The 22058-nt window shown below is 67.7% G+C and carries 18 protein-coding genes; 12 read left to right on the top strand and 6 right to left on the bottom strand.

Going from position 1 to position 22058, the window contains the following annotated elements; all coding sequences use genetic code 11:
* Positions 1-43: 43 nt before the first annotated feature.
* A complete protein-coding gene (gene icd / locus VFW04_01905; GenBank protein ID HEX5178058.1) occupies positions 44-1297 on the bottom strand; it encodes an NADP-dependent isocitrate dehydrogenase in 1254 nt (417 codons plus the stop codon).
* Between the two features lie 45 nt (positions 1298-1342).
* On the opposite strand from icd, the gene aceK reads away from it, so the two are divergent.
* Both aceK and solA read left to right on the top strand, forming a co-directional pair.
* Positions 1343-3088 carry a bifunctional isocitrate dehydrogenase kinase/phosphatase gene (gene aceK / locus VFW04_01900; GenBank protein ID HEX5178057.1) on the top strand — a complete coding sequence of 582 codons (1746 nt, stop codon included), beginning with the start codon at positions 1343-1345 and terminating at the stop codon, positions 3086-3088.
* Positions 3085-4236 carry an N-methyl-L-tryptophan oxidase gene (gene solA, locus VFW04_01895; GenBank protein ID HEX5178056.1) on the top strand — a complete coding sequence of 384 codons (1152 nt, stop codon included), beginning with the start codon at positions 3085-3087 and terminating at the stop codon, positions 4234-4236. The genes aceK and solA overlap by 4 nt, the downstream gene beginning before the upstream one ends.
* 30 nt (positions 4237-4266) lie before the next feature.
* Here the strand turns inward: solA and VFW04_01890 are convergent, their stop codons facing one another.
* Positions 4267-5253, bottom strand: coding sequence for an ornithine cyclodeaminase family protein (locus tag VFW04_01890; GenBank protein HEX5178055.1), 987 nt, complete (start codon positions 5251-5253; stop codon positions 4267-4269).
* Between the two features lie 50 nt (positions 5254-5303).
* Here VFW04_01890 and VFW04_01885 point away from each other — a divergent pair, with 50 nt between their 5' ends.
* Together VFW04_01885 and VFW04_01880 are read left to right on the top strand one after the other, a co-directional pair.
* Positions 5304-6383: an alpha-hydroxy acid oxidase gene (locus VFW04_01885; GenBank protein HEX5178054.1), complete on the top strand. Its 1080-nt coding sequence runs from the start codon at positions 5304-5306 to the stop codon at positions 6381-6383.
* A gap of 214 nt (positions 6384-6597) precedes the next feature.
* Complete coding sequence (locus VFW04_01880) at positions 6598-7908, top strand: citrate synthase (protein ID HEX5178053.1); 1311 nt, start codon at positions 6598-6600, stop codon at positions 7906-7908.
* 19 nt (positions 7909-7927) lie between these two features.
* Here VFW04_01880 and VFW04_01875 read toward each other — a convergent pair whose 3' ends face one another.
* Entirely contained in the window at positions 7928-8200 is a 273-nt protein-coding gene (locus VFW04_01875; GenBank protein HEX5178052.1) for a hypothetical protein, read from the bottom strand.
* A gap of 429 nt (positions 8201-8629) precedes the next feature.
* On the opposite strand from VFW04_01875, the gene rpsU reads away from it, so the two are divergent.
* Genes rpsU through VFW04_01860 form a run of 3 tightly spaced genes read left to right on the top strand, consistent with a single transcriptional unit; the run spans position 8630 to position 9988 of the window.
* Positions 8630-8824 carry a 30S ribosomal protein S21 gene (gene rpsU, locus VFW04_01870; protein ID HEX5178051.1) on the top strand — a complete coding sequence of 65 codons (195 nt, stop codon included), beginning with the start codon at positions 8630-8632 and terminating at the stop codon, positions 8822-8824.
* An 18-nt stretch (positions 8825-8842) separates the two neighbouring features.
* Positions 8843-9064: a translation initiation factor IF-1 gene (infA, locus tag VFW04_01865; protein ID HEX5178050.1), complete on the top strand. Its 222-nt coding sequence runs from the start codon at positions 8843-8845 to the stop codon at positions 9062-9064.
* Positions 9065-9124: 60 nt separating this feature from the next.
* Positions 9125-9988 carry an SAM-dependent methyltransferase gene (locus VFW04_01860; GenBank protein HEX5178049.1) on the top strand — a complete coding sequence of 288 codons (864 nt, stop codon included), beginning with the start codon at positions 9125-9127 and terminating at the stop codon, positions 9986-9988.
* Here the strand turns inward: VFW04_01860 and VFW04_01855 are convergent.
* Complete coding sequence (locus VFW04_01855) at positions 9985-11568, bottom strand: ATP-binding protein (GenBank protein ID HEX5178048.1); 1584 nt, start codon at positions 11566-11568, stop codon at positions 9985-9987. The two genes, VFW04_01860 and VFW04_01855, sit on opposite strands and share 4 nt — an antisense overlap.
* 2 nt (positions 11569-11570) lie before the next feature.
* Entirely contained in the window at positions 11571-12266 is a 696-nt protein-coding gene (locus tag VFW04_01850) for a response regulator transcription factor (GenBank protein HEX5178047.1), read from the bottom strand.
* A gap of 333 nt (positions 12267-12599) precedes the next feature.
* Here VFW04_01850 and aceB point away from each other — a divergent pair, with 333 nt between their 5' ends.
* The 5 genes from aceB to VFW04_01825 all read left to right on the top strand — a co-directional run bounded on the left by aceB (position 12600) and on the right by VFW04_01825 (position 19624).
* Positions 12600-14225, top strand: a complete 1626-nt coding sequence (gene aceB, locus VFW04_01845) for a malate synthase A (GenBank protein HEX5178046.1) — start codon at positions 12600-12602, stop codon at positions 14223-14225.
* Positions 14222-15529 (top strand): isocitrate lyase, encoded by a 1308-nt coding sequence (aceA, locus tag VFW04_01840; protein HEX5178045.1) that lies wholly within the window; start codon positions 14222-14224, stop codon positions 15527-15529. The genes aceB and aceA overlap by 4 nt, the downstream gene beginning before the upstream one ends.
* 136 nt (positions 15530-15665) lie before the next feature.
* The gene (locus tag VFW04_01835) at positions 15666-16352 is read left to right on the top strand and encodes an energy transducer TonB (GenBank protein HEX5178044.1); all 687 of its coding nucleotides are present in this window, start codon (positions 15666-15668) and stop codon (positions 16350-16352) included.
* A gap of 159 nt (positions 16353-16511) precedes the next feature.
* The gene (locus VFW04_01830) at positions 16512-16856 is read left to right on the top strand and encodes a PadR family transcriptional regulator (GenBank protein ID HEX5178043.1); all 345 of its coding nucleotides are present in this window, start codon (positions 16512-16514) and stop codon (positions 16854-16856) included.
* A gap of 8 nt (positions 16857-16864) precedes the next feature.
* Positions 16865-19624 carry an ABC transporter permease gene (locus VFW04_01825; protein HEX5178042.1) on the top strand — a complete coding sequence of 920 codons (2760 nt, stop codon included), beginning with the start codon at positions 16865-16867 and terminating at the stop codon, positions 19622-19624.
* A gap of 32 nt (positions 19625-19656) precedes the next feature.
* On the opposite strand, the gene VFW04_01820 is transcribed toward VFW04_01825, so the two are convergent.
* A complete protein-coding gene (locus VFW04_01820; GenBank protein HEX5178041.1) occupies positions 19657-22029 on the bottom strand; it encodes an FtsX-like permease family protein in 2373 nt (790 codons plus the stop codon).
* Between the last annotated feature and the right edge of the window lie 29 nt (positions 22030-22058).

The following is a 22058-nucleotide window of genomic DNA, read 5'->3' as shown; positions in this document are numbered from 1 at the left end:
GGCCCGTTAGGCCGCCGTTTTCGCATACGGCAACATTGCGGAACTACATGTTCTCCACCATTGCCTTCGCGAACTCGCTCGTCTTGAGCAGCGTCGAGCCGGGCATCAACCGCTCGAAATCGTACGTCACGCGCTTCTGCGCGATCGTCTTCTCGAGCGAGCGGACGATCAGATCCGCTGCCTCCGGCCACCCCAGATAGCGGAGCATCATCTCGCCGCTCAGAATCAGCGAGCCCGGGTTTACCTTGTCCTGGCCCGCGTACTTGGGCGCCGTGCCGTGCGTGGCTTCGAACACGGCGTGACCGGTGAGATAGTTGATGTTCGCGCCGGGGGCGATGCCGATGCCGCCGACCTGCGCCGCCAGCGCGTCCGAGATGTAGTCGCCGTTCAAGTTGGGCGTCGCGATCACGCTGTAATCCTTGGGCCGCAGGAGAATCTGCTGCAGGAACGCGTCGGCGATCACGTCCTTGATCACCGGTCCGTTAGGCAGCTTGAGCCACGGGCCGCCGTCGAGCTCCGTGGCGCCGTACTCCTGGCGCGCCGTCTCGTAGCCCCAGTCGCGGAACGCGCCTTCCGTGTACTTCATGATGTTCCCCTTGTGCACCAGGGTCACGCTCGGGAGCCGCTGGGCGATGGCATAGTCGATCGCCGCCCGCACCAGACGCTTGCTGCCTTCCTCTGAGATCGGCTTGATGCCGATGCCGCTGGAGTCCGGAAAGCGAATGGTGCGCGCCCCCAGCTCGTCGCGCAGAAACCGGATGAGCTTCTCGGCTTCCGGTGAGCGCGCCTTGTACTCGATGCCGGCGTAGATGTCTTCCGTATTCTCGCGGAAGATCACCATGTTCACATCCTGCGGCGCCTTGACCGGTGAGGGCACACCCTCGAACCAGCGCACGGGTCGCACGCAGGCGTACAGATCGAGTTGCTGGCGCAGCGCGACGTTGAGCGAGCGGAATCCGCCGCCGACCGGCGTCGTGAGCGGTCCTTTGATTGCGACCAGATATTTCGAGATCGCGGCCACCGTTTCCTCAGGCAGCCACGTATTGAGCACATTCTTGGATTTCTCGCCGGCCAGCACCTCGAACCACGCAATGCGACGCTTTGAGCCGTACGCTATGCGGACCGCGCCATCGAGCACGAGTTGTGAGGCGCGCCAGATGTCAGGCCCGGTGCCGTCGCCTTCGATGAACGGAATGATGGGCTCGGTGGGCACGGACAGCTTACCATCGCGCATGGTGATCGGCTCGCCGTCGGCCGGTGCAAGGTGCTTGTATTCGGACACGGTGGAGGTCGACATGATGCTCCCTGGGCAGTCGTCGGTATGCGTTGGAACTCCTGAAAAGTGACGTCGGGTGTCATGAACGGCAACGGGAACGTCGAGGCCGTGGCGACGGCGATTCACGAGGCGTACGACGCCTACCAGAGCCGCTTCCGCGCCATCACGCGACGCGCGTCCGAGCATTTCGTGCGGCGCGAATGGCGCGACGCGCAGCGCGATGCCTCGGAGCGGATCGTGCTCTACAAGCAACACGTGGACATGGTGCTGGCACAGACGCGCGCCATGTTGGGCGATTGCGTCACCGACGTCGTAACGTGGGAAGAAATAAAATGGATGCACGGCGCCCTCATCGCCGAGCGCGCCGACTGCGAGATCGCGGAGAGCTTTTTCAATTCCGTGACGCGGCGCATTTTCTCGACGGTCGGTGTGAATCCGTTGGTCGAATACGTTTTCCCCGACAACGAGCCCGGCGACATTGACGACGGTCCGCCGGTCACGCGGCGCTATGCGTGGCGGGACGACACGGCCGACGTCGTTCGGCGCATGCTCCACGATCTGTCGTGGGATGTGGCGCGGTGGCGCGACATGGACGGCGACGCCGAGCGGGTCGCCGAGCGCATCGACGCCGAGCTGCTCACGCTGCGGAGTGCGTTAGGCTTCGACGCGATCGAGGTGCTCGAGGCGCCGTTCTTCCGCAACAAAGGCGCCTATCTCGTCGGCCGCTTGCTGCGCGACGACGACAAGCCGGCGCTCCCGCTGCTGCTGCCGCTGCTCAACGGCGACGAGGGCATCTACGTGGATGCGGTGCTGCTGAGCGAGGACGAGGCGAGCATCGTCTTCGGGTTCAGCTGGTCGTATTTCCTCGTCGAGATCGCGCGCCCGCACGCAGTGGTCGATTTTCTCCACGGGATCATGCCGCTCAAGCGCATCGACGAGTTGTACAACTCGATCGGGTTCAACAAGCACGGCAAGACCGAGCTCTATCGGACGCTGGTCGCGCACCTCGCGGCGCCCGGCGCGCGTTTCGAGTTCGCGCCCGGCGAGCAGGGCCTCGTGATGAGCGTGTTCACGCTGCCGTCGCTCAACGTCGTGTTCAAGATCATCAGGGACCGCTTCGGCCATCCGAAGCGCACCACCCGGCGGCGCGTGATGGACAAGTACCAGTTCGTGTTCGTGCGCGACCGCGTGGGCCGCCTGGCGGACGCCCAGGAGTTCGAACACCTCGACCTGCCGCGCGGCTGCTTCAGCGAGCCGCTGCTGGCGCACCTGCTCGATGCGGCGCCGTCGAGCGTCGAGCTCCGCGGCGACCACGTCGTCGTTAGGCATCTGTACACCGAGCGGCGCGTCACGCCGCTCAACGTCTACCTGCGCGATGAGTCGCCGTACGACGCGGCGCTCGCGATGCTCGACTACGGCACCGCCATCAAGGATCTCGCCGCGGCGAATATTTTCACCGGCGACATGCTGATGAAGAATTTCGGCGTGAGCCGCCACGGACGCGTGATCTTCTACGACTACGATGAGTTGTCGCTCCTCACCGATTGTGTGTTCCGGCGCCTGCCGCAGCCGCAAACGCCCGAGCAGGAGATGGCCGCTGAGCCATGGTACTACGTGGGCGAGAACGACGTCTTCCCCGAAGAGTTCGAGGCGTTCATGGTGCCGCCCGGCAAGCTCCGCAAGCGATTCCTGCAGCGTCATGGCGATCTGTTCACCGTCGAGTTCTGGCAATCGATGCAGGAGCGGCAACGTCACGGCGACATGCCGGACGTGTTCCCGTACCCCGAGTCGAGGCGGCTGCGTCACACGTGACCGCGACCGGGTGCGACGTGATGGTGATCGGCGCCGGGGCAATGGGAAGCGCCGCGGCCTATGCGCTCGCGCGTCGCGGCGTGCGCGTGACCGCGATCGACCGGTGGGCGCCGCCGCACGCGCACGGATCGTCGCACGGACGCACCCGGATCATCCGCGAGGCGTACTTCGAGCACCCGGCGTACGTGCCGCTCGTTCGGCGGGCGTACCATCTGTGGGCGGAGCTCGAGCGCCATACGGGCCGTCCGCTGTTCCGGCGGACCGGCGGACTTACGTTAGGCGCGCCGGACGGCGTGCTCGTGTCCGGCGCGCTCCGGAGCGCCCGCGAGCACGGCGTCGAGCACGAGGTGTTCGACGCGCAGGAGCTCAAACGCCGGTTCCCGGCGCTCGCGCCGCCCAACGGCACCGTGGGCGTGCACGAGCATCGCGCGGGCATCCTGTTTCCCGAGCGATGCGTCGAGTCTCTGCGCGCGGCCGCGCGCGAGCATGGCGCGGTGCTCGAGACCGGGGAACGCGCGCTGCGCTGGGACGCATCGTCGGCGTCGGTGACTGTTACGACCGACCACCGCGTGTACCATGCGCGTCGCGTCATTCTCGCCGCGGGCGCGTGGCTCGCGCCGCTCGCTCCGGCACTCGGCGTCCCTCTCGTCGTCGAGCGGCAAGTGATCCACTGGATCACCCCGCGCAAACATCCCGAGCGGGTGGGGGCGCGACATCTCCCGGTCGCGATCTGGGAATACGCTCCCGGGCGCATGTTCTACGTCATCCCCGATGTCGGCGACGGGCTCAAGGCTGCGCTGCACCATCAAGGCGCAACGGTCGATCCCGACGAGTCCGTCGCGCCGGCCTCGCGCGAGGAGCAGGCTGCGGCGCTCTCGCTGGTCGATCGATACCTGCATGACGCGGCGGGCATCGTGAGCGAGAGCGCGGCGTGTCTCTACACCAACACGCCGGACGGGCACTTCGTGATCGATGCGCATCCGGGCGCACCCCAGGTGATCGTCGCCAGCGCGTGCTCCGGGCACGGCTTCAAGTTCGCGCCGGCGATCGGCGAGGCGCTGGCCGATCTTGCGTTAGGTACGAGCCCGGCGGTCGACGTCGCGCCGTTCCGGCTGTCGCGGTTCGCGGCGGACGCGCCGCCAGCCTAACGCGCCGCCCGCCTAACGCGTCGCTCGCCGTCAGCGCAGGTCGATGCGCGGCACGTCGGGGTCTTCCCGTGCCCGGCGATAGACGATGTCGGCCGCGCCCAGGTCTTCCACGGCCAGGCCGACCGACTTGAACAGCGTGATCTCCTGCGGCGTCAATCGACCCTGGCCCGTCCCATCGAGAATCTCGCCTAACTCGCCCCGGATGTGCGATTCGGTGATCGCGCCCTCGCGCATCGGAATCACCAGGTCGCCCGCTTCCCGTACCGCGGACTCGCGCCGGTCCACGAAGCACGCCGAGCGGAGCACCGCGGTCGTGTCCACCTCGCGTGCGGCGGCCACGCTCGCGCCCACCACGTTGAGGTGCGCGCCCGGCGCCAGCCAATCGCCCATGAGCACCGGCTCGCGCGACGACGTCACGGTGCACACCAGGTCCGCGTCCTCCACGGCCTCCTTCGCCGATGCGACGGCCGTCACCGAACAATCGGACGCGTCGTATTGACGGGCAAACTCTGCGGCGCGCGCAGCAGTGCGGCTCCAGACGCGCACGCGTCGCACCGGACGCACGGCCCGCATCGCCTCGAGATGGCTGTGCGCTTGGACGCCGGCGCCGAGGAGCGCGAGGTTGCTCGCGTCCGCGTTCGCGAGGAGCCGCGTGGCGACGCCCGAGACCGCGGCGGTGCGCACGGCCGTAATGGCGCCCGCATCCATGATCGCCACGAGCGCGCCGTGATCCGGGTCGAAGAACAGCACCGCGCCCTGATGCGAGTCGTGCGCAGTGCCCTCGTTGCCGGGGAAGACGCTGATCGCCTTGACTCCCAGGGATTTTGGATCGCCGAGATAGGCGGGCATCGCGGCGAGGGCGCCGCCCGTCTCGCCCGGGATGTGGACGACCGGCCGGAGCGGGACCACGGCTTGTCCTCGCGTCAACGCGCGAAGCGCGCGCTCCATGGCGTCGATGCATTCGCGCATGGCGAGGAACTGCCGCACGCGCGTCCCGTTGACAACGATCGTGCTCACGCCGACACTCTCCATGCAGGGAAGACGTTCAGCCACAGTCGGGAGTTTTCGTGACGACCTTCGTAAACCTGCTCGAGCTCGAATCGCTCGCCAAGCCGCTGCTCCCGACGGCGGTGTTCGATTATTTCGCCGGCGGCGCGCACGACGAGATTACGTTGGACGCGAACCGTCGGGCGTACGACGCGATCGCGCTGCGCCCCCGCGTGCTCGTCGACGTGAGTCATCGCGATCTGTCGACGACGTTGTTCGGCCAGCGGCTCGCGTTCCCCATCCTCGTGGCGCCGATGGCGCTGCAGCGGATGGCGCATACCGACGGCGAGCTCGCCACCGCCCGCGCCGCGACGTCGCTCCAGACCGTCCTCACCGTTAGCACGCTGTCGAGCGTGACGGTCGAGGACATTCGTCCCGCGTGCGCGCTCGCGCCGTGGTTCCAGATCTACGTGCATCAGGAGCGTGCGCTCACCGAAGCGATGCTCGAGCGCGTAGCGGCCTGTGGATACGGCGCGCTGGTCCTGACCGTAGACACCCCCGTGTTGGGCCGCCGCGAGCGCGACGTGCGCAACACGTTCCAGCCGCCGCCGGGCATCGCGTTCGCCAACATGATGGCGGGGAAGGGTGGCGCGACGACGGGCAGCGCGGAGCGCGATTCGGCGCTGGCCATGTACTTTGCCGCGCGCCACGACGCCGGCGTCACGTGGAAGGACCTCGAGTGGCTGCGGCGGGTGTGTCCGCTGCCGCTCGTGCTCAAGGGCGTGATGCGCGGCGATGACGCGAAGCGCGCCGCCGACCACGGTGTCGACGGACTCATCGTTTCCAATCACGGCGGACGACAGCTCGACACGACGCTCGCGACCATTCGCGCCGTGGCCGAGGTCGCCGACGCAGCGGGCGCCGGCGTGCCGGTGCTGGTGGACGGCGGCGTTAGGCGCGGCACCGACGTGCTCAAAGCCATCGCCCTCGGCGCGCGAGCGGTGCTGGTCGGACGGCCAGTCTTGTGGGGACTGGCGCTGGACGGCGAAGCCGGCGTGACGCGTGTCCTCACCGCGCTGCGCGATGAGCTCGATACCGCGATGGCGCTCTGTGGATGCGCCTCGCTCTCCGACATCGGGCGCGATCTGATCGTGATCTGAACGAAAGCGGCACACCCCAACGCTCGCTGACACGGGTCGCGGGAATCTCGATCGCGAAACGATCGCGCGCAACGATGTCGAACCCCCATCCCATTGCTGTGCAACTCCGATAGTTTTCGTGCACCGGCGACACGGCCGGTTTTTCTCACCGCACATCAGAGACATTCGCGGAGTTCGGCCGCACGAGCGGCATGCCATCCTGGGGGAACGAGGCATGAGCAAGGGAACAGCCACGCAGACCGATGCCCTGTCCGTCACCGACGGTCGCACCGGCAAGACATACGACCTTCCGATCACCGATGGCGCGGTGCGCGCCATGGACCTGCGGCAAATCAAAGAGACGCCCGACGAATTCGGAACGCTCAGTTACGATCCCGCGTTCCTGAACACCGCGGCGTGCCGCAGCGCGATCACGTTCATCGACGGTGACAAGGGCATTCTCCGCTATCGCGGATATCCGATCGAGCAGCTCGCCGAGCGGGCCACGTTTCTCGAGACGGCGTGGTTGCTGCGCCATGGCGAGCTGCCGACGCCCAAGCAGTACGACCAGTGGGTGCACGACATCACGTTTCACACCTACGTCCACGAAAACATCAAGAACTTTCTGCAGGGATTCCGCTACGACGCACACCCGATGTCCATGTTGTGCAGCACGGTGGCGGCGTTGTCGTCGTTCTATCCGAACGCCAAGAACATCTTCGATCCGGAGGAGCGGAATCTCTCCTTTGTTCGGTTGATGGCGAAGGTGCCCACGTTGGCGGCATTCATTTACCGCCATGGCAAGGGCATGCCGTTCGTCTATCCGGACAACGACCTGTCGTACGTCGAGAACTTCCTTTCGATGGTGGCGCGCATGAGCGAGCCGCGATACGAGTCGAGACCGGTCTTCACGCGCGCGACCGAAGTGTTGTTCATCCTGCACGCCGATCACGAGCAGAATTGCTCGACGACGGCAGTGCGCACGGTGGGCTCGTCGCACGCGGATCCGTTCTCCGCGGTGGCCGCGGGGATTGCCGCGCTCTATGGTCCGCTGCACGGTGGCGCCAACGAAGCCGTGCTTCGTATGATCGAACAGATCGGGCATCCGAAGAACGTGAAGGCGTTCATCGAAGAGGTGAAGGCCGGCACCGGACAGAAGCTCATGGGCTTCGGGCACCGCGTGTACAAGAGCTACGACCCGCGCGCGCGCATCGTGAAGCGCTTGGCCGACGACGTGTTCAAGGAAGTCGGCATGGACAAGGATCTCGAGATCGCGCTCGAGCTGGAGCGCATTGCGTTGTCTGACGACTACTTCACGTCGCGCAAGCTGTATCCGAACGTCGACTTCTACACCGGGCTCATCTACCGATCGATGAAGTTTCCGACGGATTTCTTCACGGTGTTGTTCGCGATTGCGCGTACGGCGGGATGGCTCGCGCAGTGGGAGGAGATGCTGCAGGACAAGGAGCAGAAGATTGCCCGTCCGCGGCAGATCTACGTTGGGCACGGCGAGCGGACGTACAAGAGCACGCTCGCTCCGAAGTAGCGCCGCGGTTAGGAGCCGGTCAGCTGCGAGTCTTGCACTCGAGGCTGACCGGCTTTGTGTTGTCGCAGGCGATGGATTCGTCCATGCCTCGAGCCATGACGCCGCACGCCGTCGATACGGCAGATTTTGTCGCCTCGACCTCGGTCGACGCGGACGCGGCCGCGCAGTTGTGTTGGCCTGAGAATTGGACGCACGCGTGACACTCGACACGTTGGGCGCCGAGCGTCGACCAGAGCAGGAATGCAGCCAGCCCAACGATCAACACAATGGCGATGATTGGCCCGCGCTTCATGGCGTTCGACGGTCCTCGCAAGTGGTTGAAGAAACGATAGCGCAGGAGTCGACGGGCGGCGATGGGCTGGAGCCATTGCCGGAGCAGATGCATCTGCGTTCATGAGGACGCGGACAAAGCAGGACACAACGGACAAAGCAGTGACAAAAAATCAACAGTTGGTGTTGCTCGTGTCGTGTCCTTTGTGTCCTGCTTTGTCGGCGTCTTTCATGAGCGTAGCACTCTACCCGTCCGGCCTGCAACGACTCTCGCCGCGGTACCGGTACCTCTACTTCGCGGGCGAGTCCGGTTGCCATGCGCTGGCGCGCGCGCTAGCTTCCGAGGACGGGTGGCGGGGCGGTTGGCTCGCTCCCGATGGTGAACGTGGAAGGACCTTGGGTCGACCAGGTCCTTTTTTTGGGTTCGCGAACCTTCGATGCGGGACGGATTGTGGTTGAAGTCGTGATTGGCGAAAACGACCGGCTGGACGTCGTGCTCAAGCAGTTCCAGCGGAAAGTGATTCGTGCAGGCGTGCTCAAGGACCTGCGCAAGAAGCGGTATTACGAGAAGCCGAGCGAGGCGCGGCAGCGAAAGGCCGGTGCGGCGCGGCTCAGGCTCGCGCGCGCCAGACGGCGCGCGGTCTAGTTCGCCGCCGGAGCGTTTGTGTCGAAGCAGGACGCCATCGAGCTCGAAGGCACGGTCACGGAAGTGCTGCCTAACGCGACCTTTCGCGTCGCGGTGAACGAGACCCACACGGTACTGACCACGCTGGGCGGCAACATGCGGCGCTTCCGGATTCGCGTCCTGGCCGGCGATCGCGTGCGGATCGAAGTCTCGCCGTACGATTTGACGCGAGGACGCATCATCTTCCGGCACAAGAACTGAGAGACGCGTTCTGATCCCCTGAGGGAAGCGCTTCGCCTCGGAACGCGGCTTCGCTGAGCCATGCCAATCCGCCACATCTCCGACACCGCTCGCTGGGTGGCGTTTTATCGCGCCATGGAGAGCGAGCGCAAAGACGCGCTGTTCGTGGATCCGTGGGCCCGCCGCTTGGCCGGGACGCACGGCGAGACGATTGTCCGGACGATCCCGCGCGGCCAGCAGACCGCGTGGGCGATGATCGTTCGAACCGCCCTGTTCGACGAGATCATCATGCGTCTGGTACGCGATGGCGTGGATCACGTCATCAACCTCGCGGCCGGCCTGGACACGCGGCCCTTTCGACTCGCGCTGCCGCCGGCGCTGCGGTGGACAGACGTCGATCTGCCCGACATCCTCGCCTACAAGCAGGAGACGCTGGCCGGCGTCCAGCCGAAGTGCGTGTACGACGCGGTCGCCACCGATCTCACCGACGCGGACGCCCGGCATGCGCTGCTCGTACGGTTAGGCGGTGATGCCCGGCGCGCGCTGATCGTCACCGAGGGACTGCTCATCTATCTGCAGCCCGAGCGGGTGGGCGCGCTCGCCGACGATCTCCACGCGCAGCCGTCGTTTCACGAGTGGTTGATCGACATCGCCAGCCCGTGGCTCAAGAAGTACATGGACCGCTCCTGGGGCAAGACGCTGGATGCGGGCGGCTCGCGCATGCACTTCTTTCCCGAGAACGGGCCCAAGTTCTTCCGGCCGCACGGATGGCGCATGGTCGAGTTTCGCTCGAGTCTCGAGGAGGCGCATCGGCTGCGCCGCGAGATGAAGCTGGCGTGGCTGTGGCGCTTCATGGGCCGGATGTCCAGCGCAGAGCGGCGGGAAGCGCAGCGCATGATTTCGGGTGTGGTGCTGCTCGAGCGCGCGGGAACGCTCGACCGTTAGTCGTGCACGCGTTCGACGGCCGCGGCCTCCTCGAGCGAGGAGGCCGGCAGCTCGAGGGTGAAGAGACTCCCGCCGCCGGCGCGATCGGCGTACGTCACGTTGCCGCCCTGCGCCTCGGCGAGGCGCCGCGCGATGGCCAGGCCTAACCCGGCACCCGCGCCATCATCCGGCGACACGCCGGGAATGAGCCGATAAAACGGGTCGAAGATGCGCTCGCGCTCGGCGCCGGTGATGCCGGGGCCGCGGTCGGCGACCGTGATGTGCAGCATCCCATCGATGCGCCGCACTTCGATGTCGATCGGCGTGTCGGCCGGCGAGTACTTGAGCGCGTTCTCGATGAGGTTCACGAGAATCCGGAGCGAGTGCACGAAATCGAACTGGCCCACGAGGACGGGCTCCGACCACTCGATCGACGCGCGCACTTCGCGTCCATTCAGCGCGCCGGACACCTGCTGGATCGCCGCGCCCACGAGGTCTTCGGCGGCGTTGAGCTCGCGCCGCACCGGGAGCGCGCCGGCGTTGAGGCGCGAGAGCTCGAGCAGGTCGGCCACCATGCGGTTGAGGCGGTCGGCCTGCTGTTCGATGACGGCGGCGCGTTCGTCTCCGGTGAAGGCAATGTCGTGGGCGAGTGCCTTGATGGTGGTGAGCGGCGTGCGCAGGTCGTGCGACACAGACGCGAGGAGGGCGTCCTTGAGCTGGTCCGCCTCGCGGAGCGCTTCAGCGTGCTCGGCTTCGGCGACGAGGCGGACGCGCTCTATGCCTAACGCAGCGTAGTACGAGAGGGCCGCGAGGAAGCGGCGCTGCGGCGGATCGAGCGCCAGGGCGTGCGTGTGCGCGAGGCGAAGCACGCCCACCGTGCGCCCGTGCACGATGAGGGGGACGAGCAGCGCGCGCGCGTTGCCGAGCGCGAGATCGAAGGAGACGTTCTCGTTCGGCGGCCGCGTGGCGCGGAACAGCGACCCATCTTCGCGCTCGGCGGCGATGCGGCCGTTGGCCGCGACCCAGGAGACGAGCTCGCGCGACGCGCCCGAGGCGTCCTCCGTGTCCGGCGGGTCGGCGCCCGTCACACGCACCTCGATGTCGCGCGCCGTGCCCAGCACGAAGATCTCGCACACGGCCACGCCGATCGTATCGCGGATCACGTGCGCGATCGCGCCTAACGCTTCTTCGGCGCGCCCGACGCTGAGGGTTTCAGCGCCTAACAACGACAGCCGGTCGATCTCCTCGGCGCGGCGTCGCGCCCCCTCGGCTTCGGCGCGCGCCCGCGCCAGCAGCTGCGTCGCGACGGCGGCGGTGGCGAGAAACGCGATGAGCACCAGCCAGTCCGGGCGCTTGCCGATCGCCAGCGTCTCGTAGGGCGGCTGGAAGAAAAAATCGATCAGCGCGAACCCGGCGCAGGCGAGGCCGATGCCCACCCCGCGGCCGGCGCTCGCGCTCGCGCCTAACACAACCATCAGATAAATGAGGGCGACGTGGGCCTGGTCGAGATTGTCGCGCAGCAACAACATGCCGCCGGTGATGACTGCCAGCACCAGCGTCCAGAACAGCCAGGGCGGCACCCAGCGGCTGGACAATCGCACCGTCAGCGGGGCATCTCGAATCGGTAGCCGACGCCCGGCTCGGTCACGATCAACTGCGGACGCACGGCATCCTGTTCGATCTTGCGGCGGAGATTCGCCACATGCACGCGCAGGTACTGCTGCGGGTCGCCGAAGGCCCGCCCCCAGACGGCGTTGAAGAGCTGCTGGTGCGTCAGCGTGCGGCCGGCCTGCGTCACGAACGTGCGCAACAGCTCCCACTCGATCGGCGTGAGGTGGATCGACGTCTCGCCGCGGCGAAGCGTGCGCGCGTTGAGGTCGACCAGGAGATCGCCGATCGACATCGGCTGCACTTGCGCCGCGAGCTGCGCCGCCTGCGCGCGTCGCAGATTCGCGCGAATGCGCGCCGTGAACTCGATCGTGCTGAACGGTTTCGTGATGTAGTCGTCGGCGCCGGTGTCTAACAGAAGCGCCTTCTCCTGGTCCGAATGGCGCGCCGAGAGCACGACGATGGGCGCGGTGGACCACTTGCGCAGCTCCTTGCACACGTCGACTCCCGCGCGATCGGGCAGTCCGAGATCGAGCACGATGAGCGACGGGCGCTCGGCGTTGGCCAGATCGATGCCCTGGCTCCCGGTTGCCGCCTCGAGCACACGGGTGACCTCCGATTGCAGCGCGTTGCTCACGACGCGGCGAATTTGCGGCTCGTCGTCAATCACCAGAACTGTGTCGTCGCGCATGTCTCTCCGGCGGTGGCGGTGCCCAATTCAATTACGTGAGAGAAGAGTCCAGTGTAAAGCTACGTGTGACGACGCTTTTGCCGCGCAACAAGAACTTTGTGACCGAGCGCCGGCGTCCGGGTGCGATACGTTTCGGGGTCGAGCACACGGGACGACGCCAAGTCGAGGCGAGCACGTGTCTTGCACCCCATTCCGGCCAGTTTGGCCCGGGCGGTCGGAGGGCGACGTCCGAGGGCCGCGGCCACATTGGATTCGGGTGCTGGGAGCGCCCGGCGCTTGGCCGCAAGCCGAGAGTTCTTGCGGCGTTCACGTCACGAGCACGGATCGAGGGGTATGGCACTGAGCACATTCGAAGGGATCGAGCTGACGGAAGAGGTACCGCCCGAGGCGGCGAGCGCTCTCACGGCGGACGCGCTGCAGTTCGTGGCGCGGCTGCATCGGCGGTTCAATCCAGTTCGGGAGACGCTGCTTGCGCGGCGCGCCGAGCGTCAGGCGGCGCTGGACAAGGGTGAGCAGCCGGGTTTCCTGGCCGAGACCGCGGAGGTGCGCTCCGGGAGCTGGCGGGTCGCGGACGCGCCGGCGCCGTTGCTCGACCGGCGCGTCGAGATTACGGGACCGGTCGAACGAAAGATGATGATCAACGCGCTCAACTCGGGCGCCAAGGTGTTCATGGCGGACTTCGAGGATTCGCTGTCGCCCACTTGGCCTAACGTTGCCGTTGGGCAGGCGAACCTGATGGAAGCCGTGCGCGGGACGTTGACCTTCGACAGTCCGGACGGCCGCCGGTACCGGCTCAACGACACGGTCGCGACGCTGCTCGTGCGGCCGCGCGGGTGGCATCTCGTGGAGCCGCGGATGCTCGTGGATGGCGGACCGGTGTCGGCGAGCCTGTTCGACTTCGGCATTTATTTCTTCCAGAACGTGCACGAGCTGATGCGGCGCGGCGACGGCTGGGCGCCCTATTTCTACCTGCCCAAGATGGAGAGCCACCGCGAGGCGCGGCTGTGGAACGACGTGTTTATCGCGGCGCAGGAGATGGTCGGCGTACCGCGCGGGACGATCCGCGCGACCGTGCTGATCGAGACGATTCTCGCCGCGTTCGAGATGGACGAGATTCTGTACGAGCTGCGCGAGCACGCATCGGGGCTCAATGCCGGACGCTGGGATTACATCTTCAGCATGATCAAGAAATTCCGGAACCGCGCCAACATGGTGCTGCCGGACCGCGGTCAGGTGACGATGACGGTGCCGTTCATGCGCGCGTACTCGCAGCTGCTGGTGAAGACGTGCCACAAGCGGGGGGCGCACGCCATCGGCGGGATGTCGGCCTTCATTCCGAGCCGGCGCGACGAAGCCGTGAACGCTCGCGCGCTGGCTCAGGTGCGTGACGACAAGCAGCGCGAGGCGGGCGACGGCTTCGACGGCTCGTGGGTGGCGCACCCGGACCTCGTGCCGGTGGTGCGCGACGTGTTCGATGGTGTGTTAGGCGAGCGGCCCAATCAGCGCGAACGGATGCGGGCGGATGTGCCGGAGGATGCCGCCGCCCTGTTGGATGTGCGCGTGCCGGGCGGCAGCGTCACCGTGAGCGGCGTCCGGCTCAACGTGAGCGTGGCCCTGCAGTACCTCGAGTCGTGGCTGCGCGGCTCGGGCGCCGTAGGCATCAACAACCTGATGGAAGACACCGCCACCGCGGAAATTTCCCGCGCGCAGCTCTGGCAGTGGCTCCGCCACCAGGTGGCGCTCGAAGATGGTGCGCCGATGTCGGCCGACCGGTACCGCAGCACGCGCGACGCCGAAGCGGCCGCGCTGACGCGCGACCGCCCCGACATGATTCGGTTAGGCGACGCCGCGCAGTTGCTGGATGATCTCGTCCTCGGCAACGACTTCGCCGAGTTTCTCACCGTGCCGGGCGCCCGTCTGCTCGACGGCGACGGCGTAGACCACGGAGCGACCCGATGAGCACGATCGATGCCGTGTCCCAGGCCGCCGAGCTGGACCGCCAGTGGAACACCGCCCCGCGCTGGCGCGACGTCGCGCGCACCTACACCGCCGCCGACGTCGTCCGCCTGCGCGGGTCGGTCAGGATCGAGTACTCGCTGGCCCGGTTAGGCGCACAGCGATTGTGGTCGCTCCTGCGCGAGCGCGACTACGTGCACACCTTCGGCGCCCTCACCGGCGCGCAGGCGGTGCAGATGGTCAAAGCCGGACTCGAGGCGATTTACCTGAGCGGCTGGCAGGTCGCCGCCGATGCGAACCTCGCCGGACAGACGTACCCCGATCAGAGCATCTACCCGGCAAACAGCGTCCCGGCGCTCGTTAGGCGGCTCAACAACGCGCTGCTGCGCGCCGACCAGGTCGAATGGAGCGAAGGCGGCGTCGGCCGCTACTGGATGGCGCCGATCGTCGCCGATGCCGAAGCCGGCTTCGGCGGCCCGATTCACGCGTTCGAGCTCATGAAAGCGATGATCGAAGCCGGTGCGGCGGGCGTCCACTTCGAGGACCAGCTCGCCGCCGAGAAAAAATGCGGGCACATGGGCGGCAAGGTGCTCGTGCCCACCGCCCAGTTCATCCGCACGCTGAACGCCGCCCGGCTCGCGTCCGACGTCTGCGACGTTCCGTCGATTCTCGTAGCGCGGACCGACTCCCTCGGCGCCACCCTGCTCACGAGCGACATCGACGAACGCGACCGCGAGTTCACGACCGGCGAACGCACGCCGGAAGGATACTTCGCGGTGCGGAGCGGCATGGAACCGACCATCGCACGCGCGCTGGCCTATGCGCCGTACGCCGACCTGCTGTGGTTCGAGACCGCCAAGCCGGATCTCGACGAGGCGCGCGCGTTCGCCGACGCCATCCACGCCGAACACCCGGGCAAGATGCTCGCCTACAACTGCTCGCCGTCCTTCAACTGGCAGCGCAACCTGGACGCGACGTCGATCGCCACCTTCCAGCGCGAGCTCGGTGCGTTAGGCTACAAGTTCCAATTCATCACGTTGGCCGGCTGGCATCTCATCAATTACCATACGTTCGATCTGGCGCAGGCGTATCACGACGAAGGAATGCCCGCGTACGTGCGCATCCAGGAGCAGGAATTCGCCCGCGAGGCCGACGGCTACACGGCCACGAAGCATCAGCGCGAGGCGGGCACCGGCTACTTCGATCGCGTGCTGCTCGCGGTGACGGGCGGACAGGCCTCCACGGCGGCGCTCTCGGGTTCTACCGAAGAAGAGCAGTTCACGCCGGCCGCGCGGGCCGGCGCCTGAGGCGAACATGAAGCGTTAGGCATGCGGGATTCACCATCTCGTAATCTGCCGCTCGCTAATCATTAACCCCGGCATCGCGGCCAACGTAATCCAATCGCCCTATCCTCGAAGCGACTCGTTCGCGGAGGGTAGGGCGATGCGCTTGGGGCTCATGGAGTCGCAGAGAAAGCGGGAGCGGCACGCGCGCGGCATGTTCGCGAGCGTGCTGCTCCACGCTGTGGTCATCGGGTTGGCGTCGTATGCGACGGCCAGGGCGCACGTGGTGCGCACCACAGTCGACGTCGTTCGGCGGCTGCCACTGCCACCGCCGCCGGTCCTTCCAACCCGTCCCCGCCATGGCGGTGGCGCGTCCGGTGGCGGCAGTCGGCCAGGCCCGATTCTGCCGCCCTCGACGCCGATCGACGTTGGGCCAGTGCCTGTGCCGGCACCGCCGGCAGCCTGGGACAGTCTCGTGGGCGCGCCGACGGATTGGGGTACCGGACATGATTCCGGTGCGCACCCCGGTCAGCCCGGACCGGACGGCGACGGCGTGTTCCGCACGGTGGATGTGATGGCGGAGCCGCGGTCGGGGAATGCCGCCCCGGTCTATCCTCCGATCCTGCGCGATGCCGGCGTCGAAGGGACCGTCTCGGCTCGATTCGTGGTCGATTCCACGGGCCGCGTCGAGCCGGCGAGCATTGCGTTCGTGGACACTGCGAGCGCGCTGTTCCAGCAGTCCGTTAGGCGGGCACTGGCCTCGGCGCGCTTCTCGCCGGCCAAGGTGAACGGCCGGGCCGTGCGCGTGCTCATGGCGCAGACGTTCACGTTTCGCCTGCGCCCCTGAGCGCGGCGCGCACATCCGAGGGCGGGGCCGGGCGCGCCTACCCGGCGGCTCCTCTTGCGTTACCTAGGACTCAGAGGTATATACTACGGAGTCCTAGGTATCGGAGGCCGGGGCCGCCGCGGGTGCGGCTGGTCGCGATCTCCCAGCGCGGACGGCGCCATGGCAGACCCCACAACCGAATTTCTCAAGGGCACGCTCGATCTCATGATCCTCAAGACGCTCTCCTGGGCGCCGGCGCACGGCTATGGCATTGCGCGTTGGATCGAACGCTGCACCGACGACGTGCTCGAGGTGGAAGAGGGCTCGCTCTACCCCGCGCTTCACAAGCTCGAGGACGAGGGGCTGATCACGGCCGAGTGGGGCATCACGGAGCACAACCGCCGGGCGAAGTTCTATCGCTTGACGCCCGCGGGCAAGCGCCGGTTGGCCGCATCGCATGCCTATTGGTCGCGGTTCGCCGGGGCGGTGTCGAAGGTGCTCGAGACGGCGCCCGCATCCGCCTAACGATGCCCGTGTCGGATCCGCAGCAAACCCCCGCGCCCGAGGCCCGCCGGGCATCCACCTGGCGGCGCTACCTCCGTTTCTGGGGGCCCCACGCCGCGTCCGACGTGGACGACGAGCTCCGATTCCATCTCGAGATGCGCGAGCGCGACTACCTCGTGCGCGGCTTGTCGCCCATCGACGCGCACACCGCTGCGCTGCGCCGCCTCGGTAACCTGGACTCGGCGCGCACCGCCTGCATCGGCATCATCACCCGGAGAGAGCGACGTATGGCACGAGCGGAAATGCTGGACGTGCTGCGGCAGGATGCGAAGTTCGCGCTGCGCACGCTCGGCCGCCACAAGGCGTGGACGGCCGTTGCGGTGTTCACCTTGGCGTTAGGCATAGGCGCCAACACGGCGATGTTCAGCGTCGTCGAAGGGGTGCTCTGGCACTCGCTCCGCTATCCGAACGCCGACCGCCTGGTCTTCGTGGTGCGGATGCCGAAGCAGGACCTGGGCAACGACCGGGTCTTCGTGAGTCCCTCGACGAGCGTCGCGCGCGCGTGGCGCGAGAGCGCACGATCGTTCCTCGACATCAGGGCGTACTCCACGCGAGACGTGCTGCTCCGCGCTCGGAATGCGACGGTTGCCGAGTCGAGCCAGGCGGGCACCGAGGCCGGTGCGACGCTCGTGCACGCCGGGATCATCATGTCGGATTTCTTGCAGTTTGCCGGCGGCCGTCCGCTGGTAGGCCGCGGCTTCACCGCGACTGAAGCCCACGAGCACGCCCACGTGGCGATGATCAGCGAGGCCATGTGGCGCGGGCGATTTGCCGGCTCGCGCCGCGTCGTCGGCCGCTCGATCGCCATCGATGATTCGCTCTACACCGTGATCGGCGTCATGCCGGAGAGCGTTAGGCTTCCGCGCACCTTCGGCGCACCGGACGGCACGGACGTATGGCTGCCGCGCGACCTGTCGGACGACAGCACCTTCTCGCCGACGGTGGTCGGGCGGCTGCGGCGCGGCGTCACGCTCAAGGCCGCTGCGACGCAGCTCGACTCGATCGCGGCACGCGCCGAGCGCGCTTCGGAGACGGCACCGGGGGGACGCGCGGCCCGCGCGCCGAAGGCGGCGCCGCTCCAGTACAGCACGCAATTGCTGCGCCCGGAGCAGCTCGTCACGATCCACGATTCGCTGATGCTGCTCACGGGTGCCGTGTCGCTGGTGTTATTGATCGCATGCGTGAACGTGGCGCACCTGCTGTTGGCGCGGGCCGCCACCCGCGACCGCGAGATGGCGGTGCGGGCGGCGTTAGGCGCGAGCCGCAGACGACTGCTGCGCCAGCTGGTGACGGAGAGCCTCGTGCTGGCGGGCGCCGGATGCGCGGCGGGCATCGGCGTCGCATGGCTCGCCCTCGATGCGCTCACTGCGTTGCGGCCGGCGAGCATGGTCGCGTTGGCGGACGTGCGGTTGGATGCGACCGCGTTCATGATCGCCGTCGCGATTTCCGTCGCCACCGGCATCGTGTTCGGCGTTGTCGGCGTGCTGCACGGCGGGCGGTACTCGGCGCACGACGCGCTCAAAGGTGGCGCACGTTCCGTTAGTCAAACTGCAGGCCAGCGCCGCACCCGATCGGCGCTCGTGGTGAGCGAGATGGCGCTGTCCGCCACGCTGGTGGTGGGCGCCGCGCTGCTCGTCCGCAGTCTCGTCAACCTGCAGAGCACGGACCCGGGCTTCCGCCCCGATGGACTGTACTCGGTGTCCATTCCCATGGTGCAGACGACGCAGGATGCGATGGAACGGCGCACGCGCGTGCTGGAGGATCTCGAGCAGCGCGTGCGATTGATGCCGGGCGTGCAGGATGCGGTGATCGCGGACGCGGCCCCGCCGAATCAGTCGTTCTATGAGGGCGCGCTGCAGTTCGAAGGCCACGCGCCTCCGCCGCCGGGCAGCACGTCGTTCTTCAGCTACAACGGAACGGAGCCTAACTATTTCCGTCTGATGGGACTCAGAATCGTCAAGGGCACGACCTTTACCGACACATCGAAGGCGGCAGGGCAGGTGGTTGTGAACGAGGCGATGGCTCGCAAAGGCTGGCCCGGACAGTCGGCGATTGGCCGTCGCCTGCGCATCGTGAACGACGATGGATCGGGCAATTGGCGCACGGTTGTCGGCGTCGTCGCAAATGCCCGACTGGCAGGCATGACGAGCGATCCGACCGAACCGATGGTATTCGTGGCGTCGTCGGAGCACTTCAATCCCACGCTGCTGGTGCGCACGACGGGTCTCACACAGCCGATCATCGCCCTGCGCCGGGCCGCAGCCGAGGGCAATCGTGGGATGGCGCAGCCCGATGTGCGGAGCGTGTCCGATGCCATGTCCGCATCGCTGGCTGAGCCGCGGTTCACGATGCTCTTGTTGGCGATGTTCAGCGTACTCGCGCTCGTGCTCGCGGCGGTTGGACTGTACGGCGTGATGGCCTACTCGGTCGAACAGCGCACGCGCGAGATCGGGATCCGGATGGCGCTTGGCGCCAGTCGCCAGGAAGTGGCGCGCACGGTGCTGCGCCACGGCGTGTCGCTGGCGCTGGTTGGCGGCGCGATCGGGCTACTCGGCGCCTTCTGGGCGACGCGTCTGCTCACCAGGATGCTGTACGGCGTTGCACACACGGACGCCGTGTCGTTCGGCGCCGGCGCAGTGGTTCTGTTAGGCACGGCCGTGCTGGCGTGTCTCGTGCCCGCGCGGCGCGCGGTGTCGATCGATCCGGCCATTGCGATGCGAACGGAATGAGTCCGGCCGCGGGTGCGAATCGTCAGGCGTCATCACGACGTGCGGAGGACCTCGAGCGGCTCCGCGCGCGCGGCCCGCTCCGCCGGTGCAAGACACGCCACCAGCATCAGCCCCAACAGCAGCGCCTCGGCACCGACCAGGGACACCGCATCCAAGTGCGGGATCCCGTAAAGCGCGCTGTCGAGCAGCCGGCTGGCCCAGAGCGCCACGAGCGCGCCCGAGCCGATCCCGGCCAGCCCCATGATCACCGCTTCCCGAATCACCATGCGGCGCAGGTCGCCGGGGCGCGCGCCTAACGCAATGCGCACGCCGAACTCGTGCCTCCGGCGTCCCACCGAGTACGCCAGCACCGTGTAGAGGCCGACCGTGGACAACACGAGCGCGCTTAGGCCGTAGACCGCGAAGACGAGCGCGATGAACCGATCGGCGGCGGTGATCCGATCGTACCGATCGAGCCACGGCGTGGGCGACTGGAAGTGGCGCAGCCCGGGCGTGCTCTCGACGACGCGGGTGACGGCAGTGGCGACCGGCCCACCGTTCGCGCCAGCGCGGATGACGATCTGCCGGTACGGGCCCGCGCCGTGCGCGCGAACGACATAGACGATGGGCACGGGTTCGAGGTTCGGATCGGGCTCGAAGAAGAGCGCCGCGTTTCGCGCAACGCCCACGACGGGAATCCAGGGGGCGCCGGAACCCTGATTGCCGAGGGCGAGCTGTCGCCCCACGGCACGCTCGTTGGGCCACAGTGCCGCGGCTGCGCGCTCGTCGACGATGGCGACGCCTGCGGACGCCGCGTCGCCGTCCTGGAAGTCGCGGCCGGCGACCACCGCAATGCCTAACGCTCTGAGCAGATTCGGGCTGGCGTCGATGTAGAATCGCGCGAACAGGGTGCGTGTGGCCTCGGCGCCGTCCTCGCCGAGGATCTGGTCGTGCGCCGGCTCGTCCATGGAGAGCTGCGCGCCGGCGCGCACCCCGGCCACGCGAGACGCCCGGTCCACCAGCGTACGGAACGCATCATCGACGGTCGTGCCGTTAGGCAGCGCCGCCGGCGCCAGGCCGACCGACAGGTCGAACAGCCCCCGCGCGTCGTAGCCGAAATCAAAGCGGCCGATCGTGTCCGCCGTGCGCCACATGAGGCCGGCGGCGAAGAGCACGACGAGCGCGAGCGCGATCTCTCCGGCCACGAGGCCGTGCATGCCGCGCCGGCCGACCAACGCCAGCGACGCGTCGCCTTTGAGCGGCTCGGCGGGATCGACGCGCGAGGCGCGCAGCGCGGGCAGCAGGCCGAACGCCACCAGCGAGGCCGACGTGGCCGCCAACACGAATGCATAGACCTGCCACGTCAGGTGCGGCGGAAGGAACACGCCGTCGGTGATCGACACGGGCATGGCGGCGCGCACGAGGTCCGTTCCCCACCGGCCGCCCACGAGGCCCACGCCGCCGGCGCCGAACGCGATCGCGGCGCACTCGGCCAGCTGGTGCCGCACGAGGTCGCGTCGCGATGCGCCTAACGCAGCCCGAACGGACAGCTCGCGCCGCCGCGCGATGCCCCGCACCGAGACGAGCGTCCCCGCGTTCGCGCACGCGATGAGCAACACGATCACGGCGGACGCCGCCAGCATGTGATGGTCGTCCACCTGCAGCGCATCGGGGCGCAAGTCCCACGTCGTGTACCAGTAGGGCAGGTCGCTCCGCCCAACGGAAGCGGTGAGCCGGCGCGCCAACGCAGCCAGCTCCCCTCGCGCCTCGTCGAGCGTCGCGCCGTGTCTGAGACGTGCCACCAGCCAGGGGTACGGCAGCTCGGGCGTCCCTGGAGCCGACATCGACGCGGGCATCCACATGTCGACGTCGTACGGATACCGCACGCCCGCCGGCATCACGCCGATCACCTGGTACATCGTGCCGTTGAGCGCGATCGTCACGTCGCGCAGCGAGCGGGGTTCGTGCAGCAGAGCGCGCCAGATGCCATCGCTCACGATCACACCGGACTCGGTTCCGTCAGGATCGCCGGCAAAGTCGCGGCCGAGCCGCGGCCTCACCCCGAGCACGCCGAAAAGGTTAGGCGTGGCGCTCGCCGCGTATACCGTTCGCGCGTTCCCGCCGGCGTCGGCGATGGTGTTCTGGTGCAGTCCAACCGCAGCGACCGAGAAGCTTCGCGCCGAGCGGAGCATGTCGTACTCGGCCGCACGGAGACGCGGCGGCGCGCCGCTACTCGGCCCGCCGTGCAGTACGATGGTGAATGCGCGCTCCGGCTGCGGATACGGCACGAAGGGGTGGTGCGCCGCATCGAGCGCGGCGAACATGGTCGTCGCCAATGCGAGGGCGAGCCCAAGGGTGCCGGTGGCGAGGGCGAAGAACGCGGGATTCCGACGGACCAGCCGAAGGGGACTCGACACCGAAGCCATGGCGCGCGACCGGGCGGGGGACGCCCGGA

The sequence above is a fragment of the Gemmatimonadaceae bacterium genome, assembly GCA_036273715.1.
Classification (GTDB): Bacteria; Gemmatimonadota; Gemmatimonadetes; order Gemmatimonadales; family Gemmatimonadaceae; genus JADGGM01.
The sequence above is the reverse complement of the archived record's forward strand: the minus strand, read 5'-3'. Positions and strand labels throughout refer to the sequence as shown.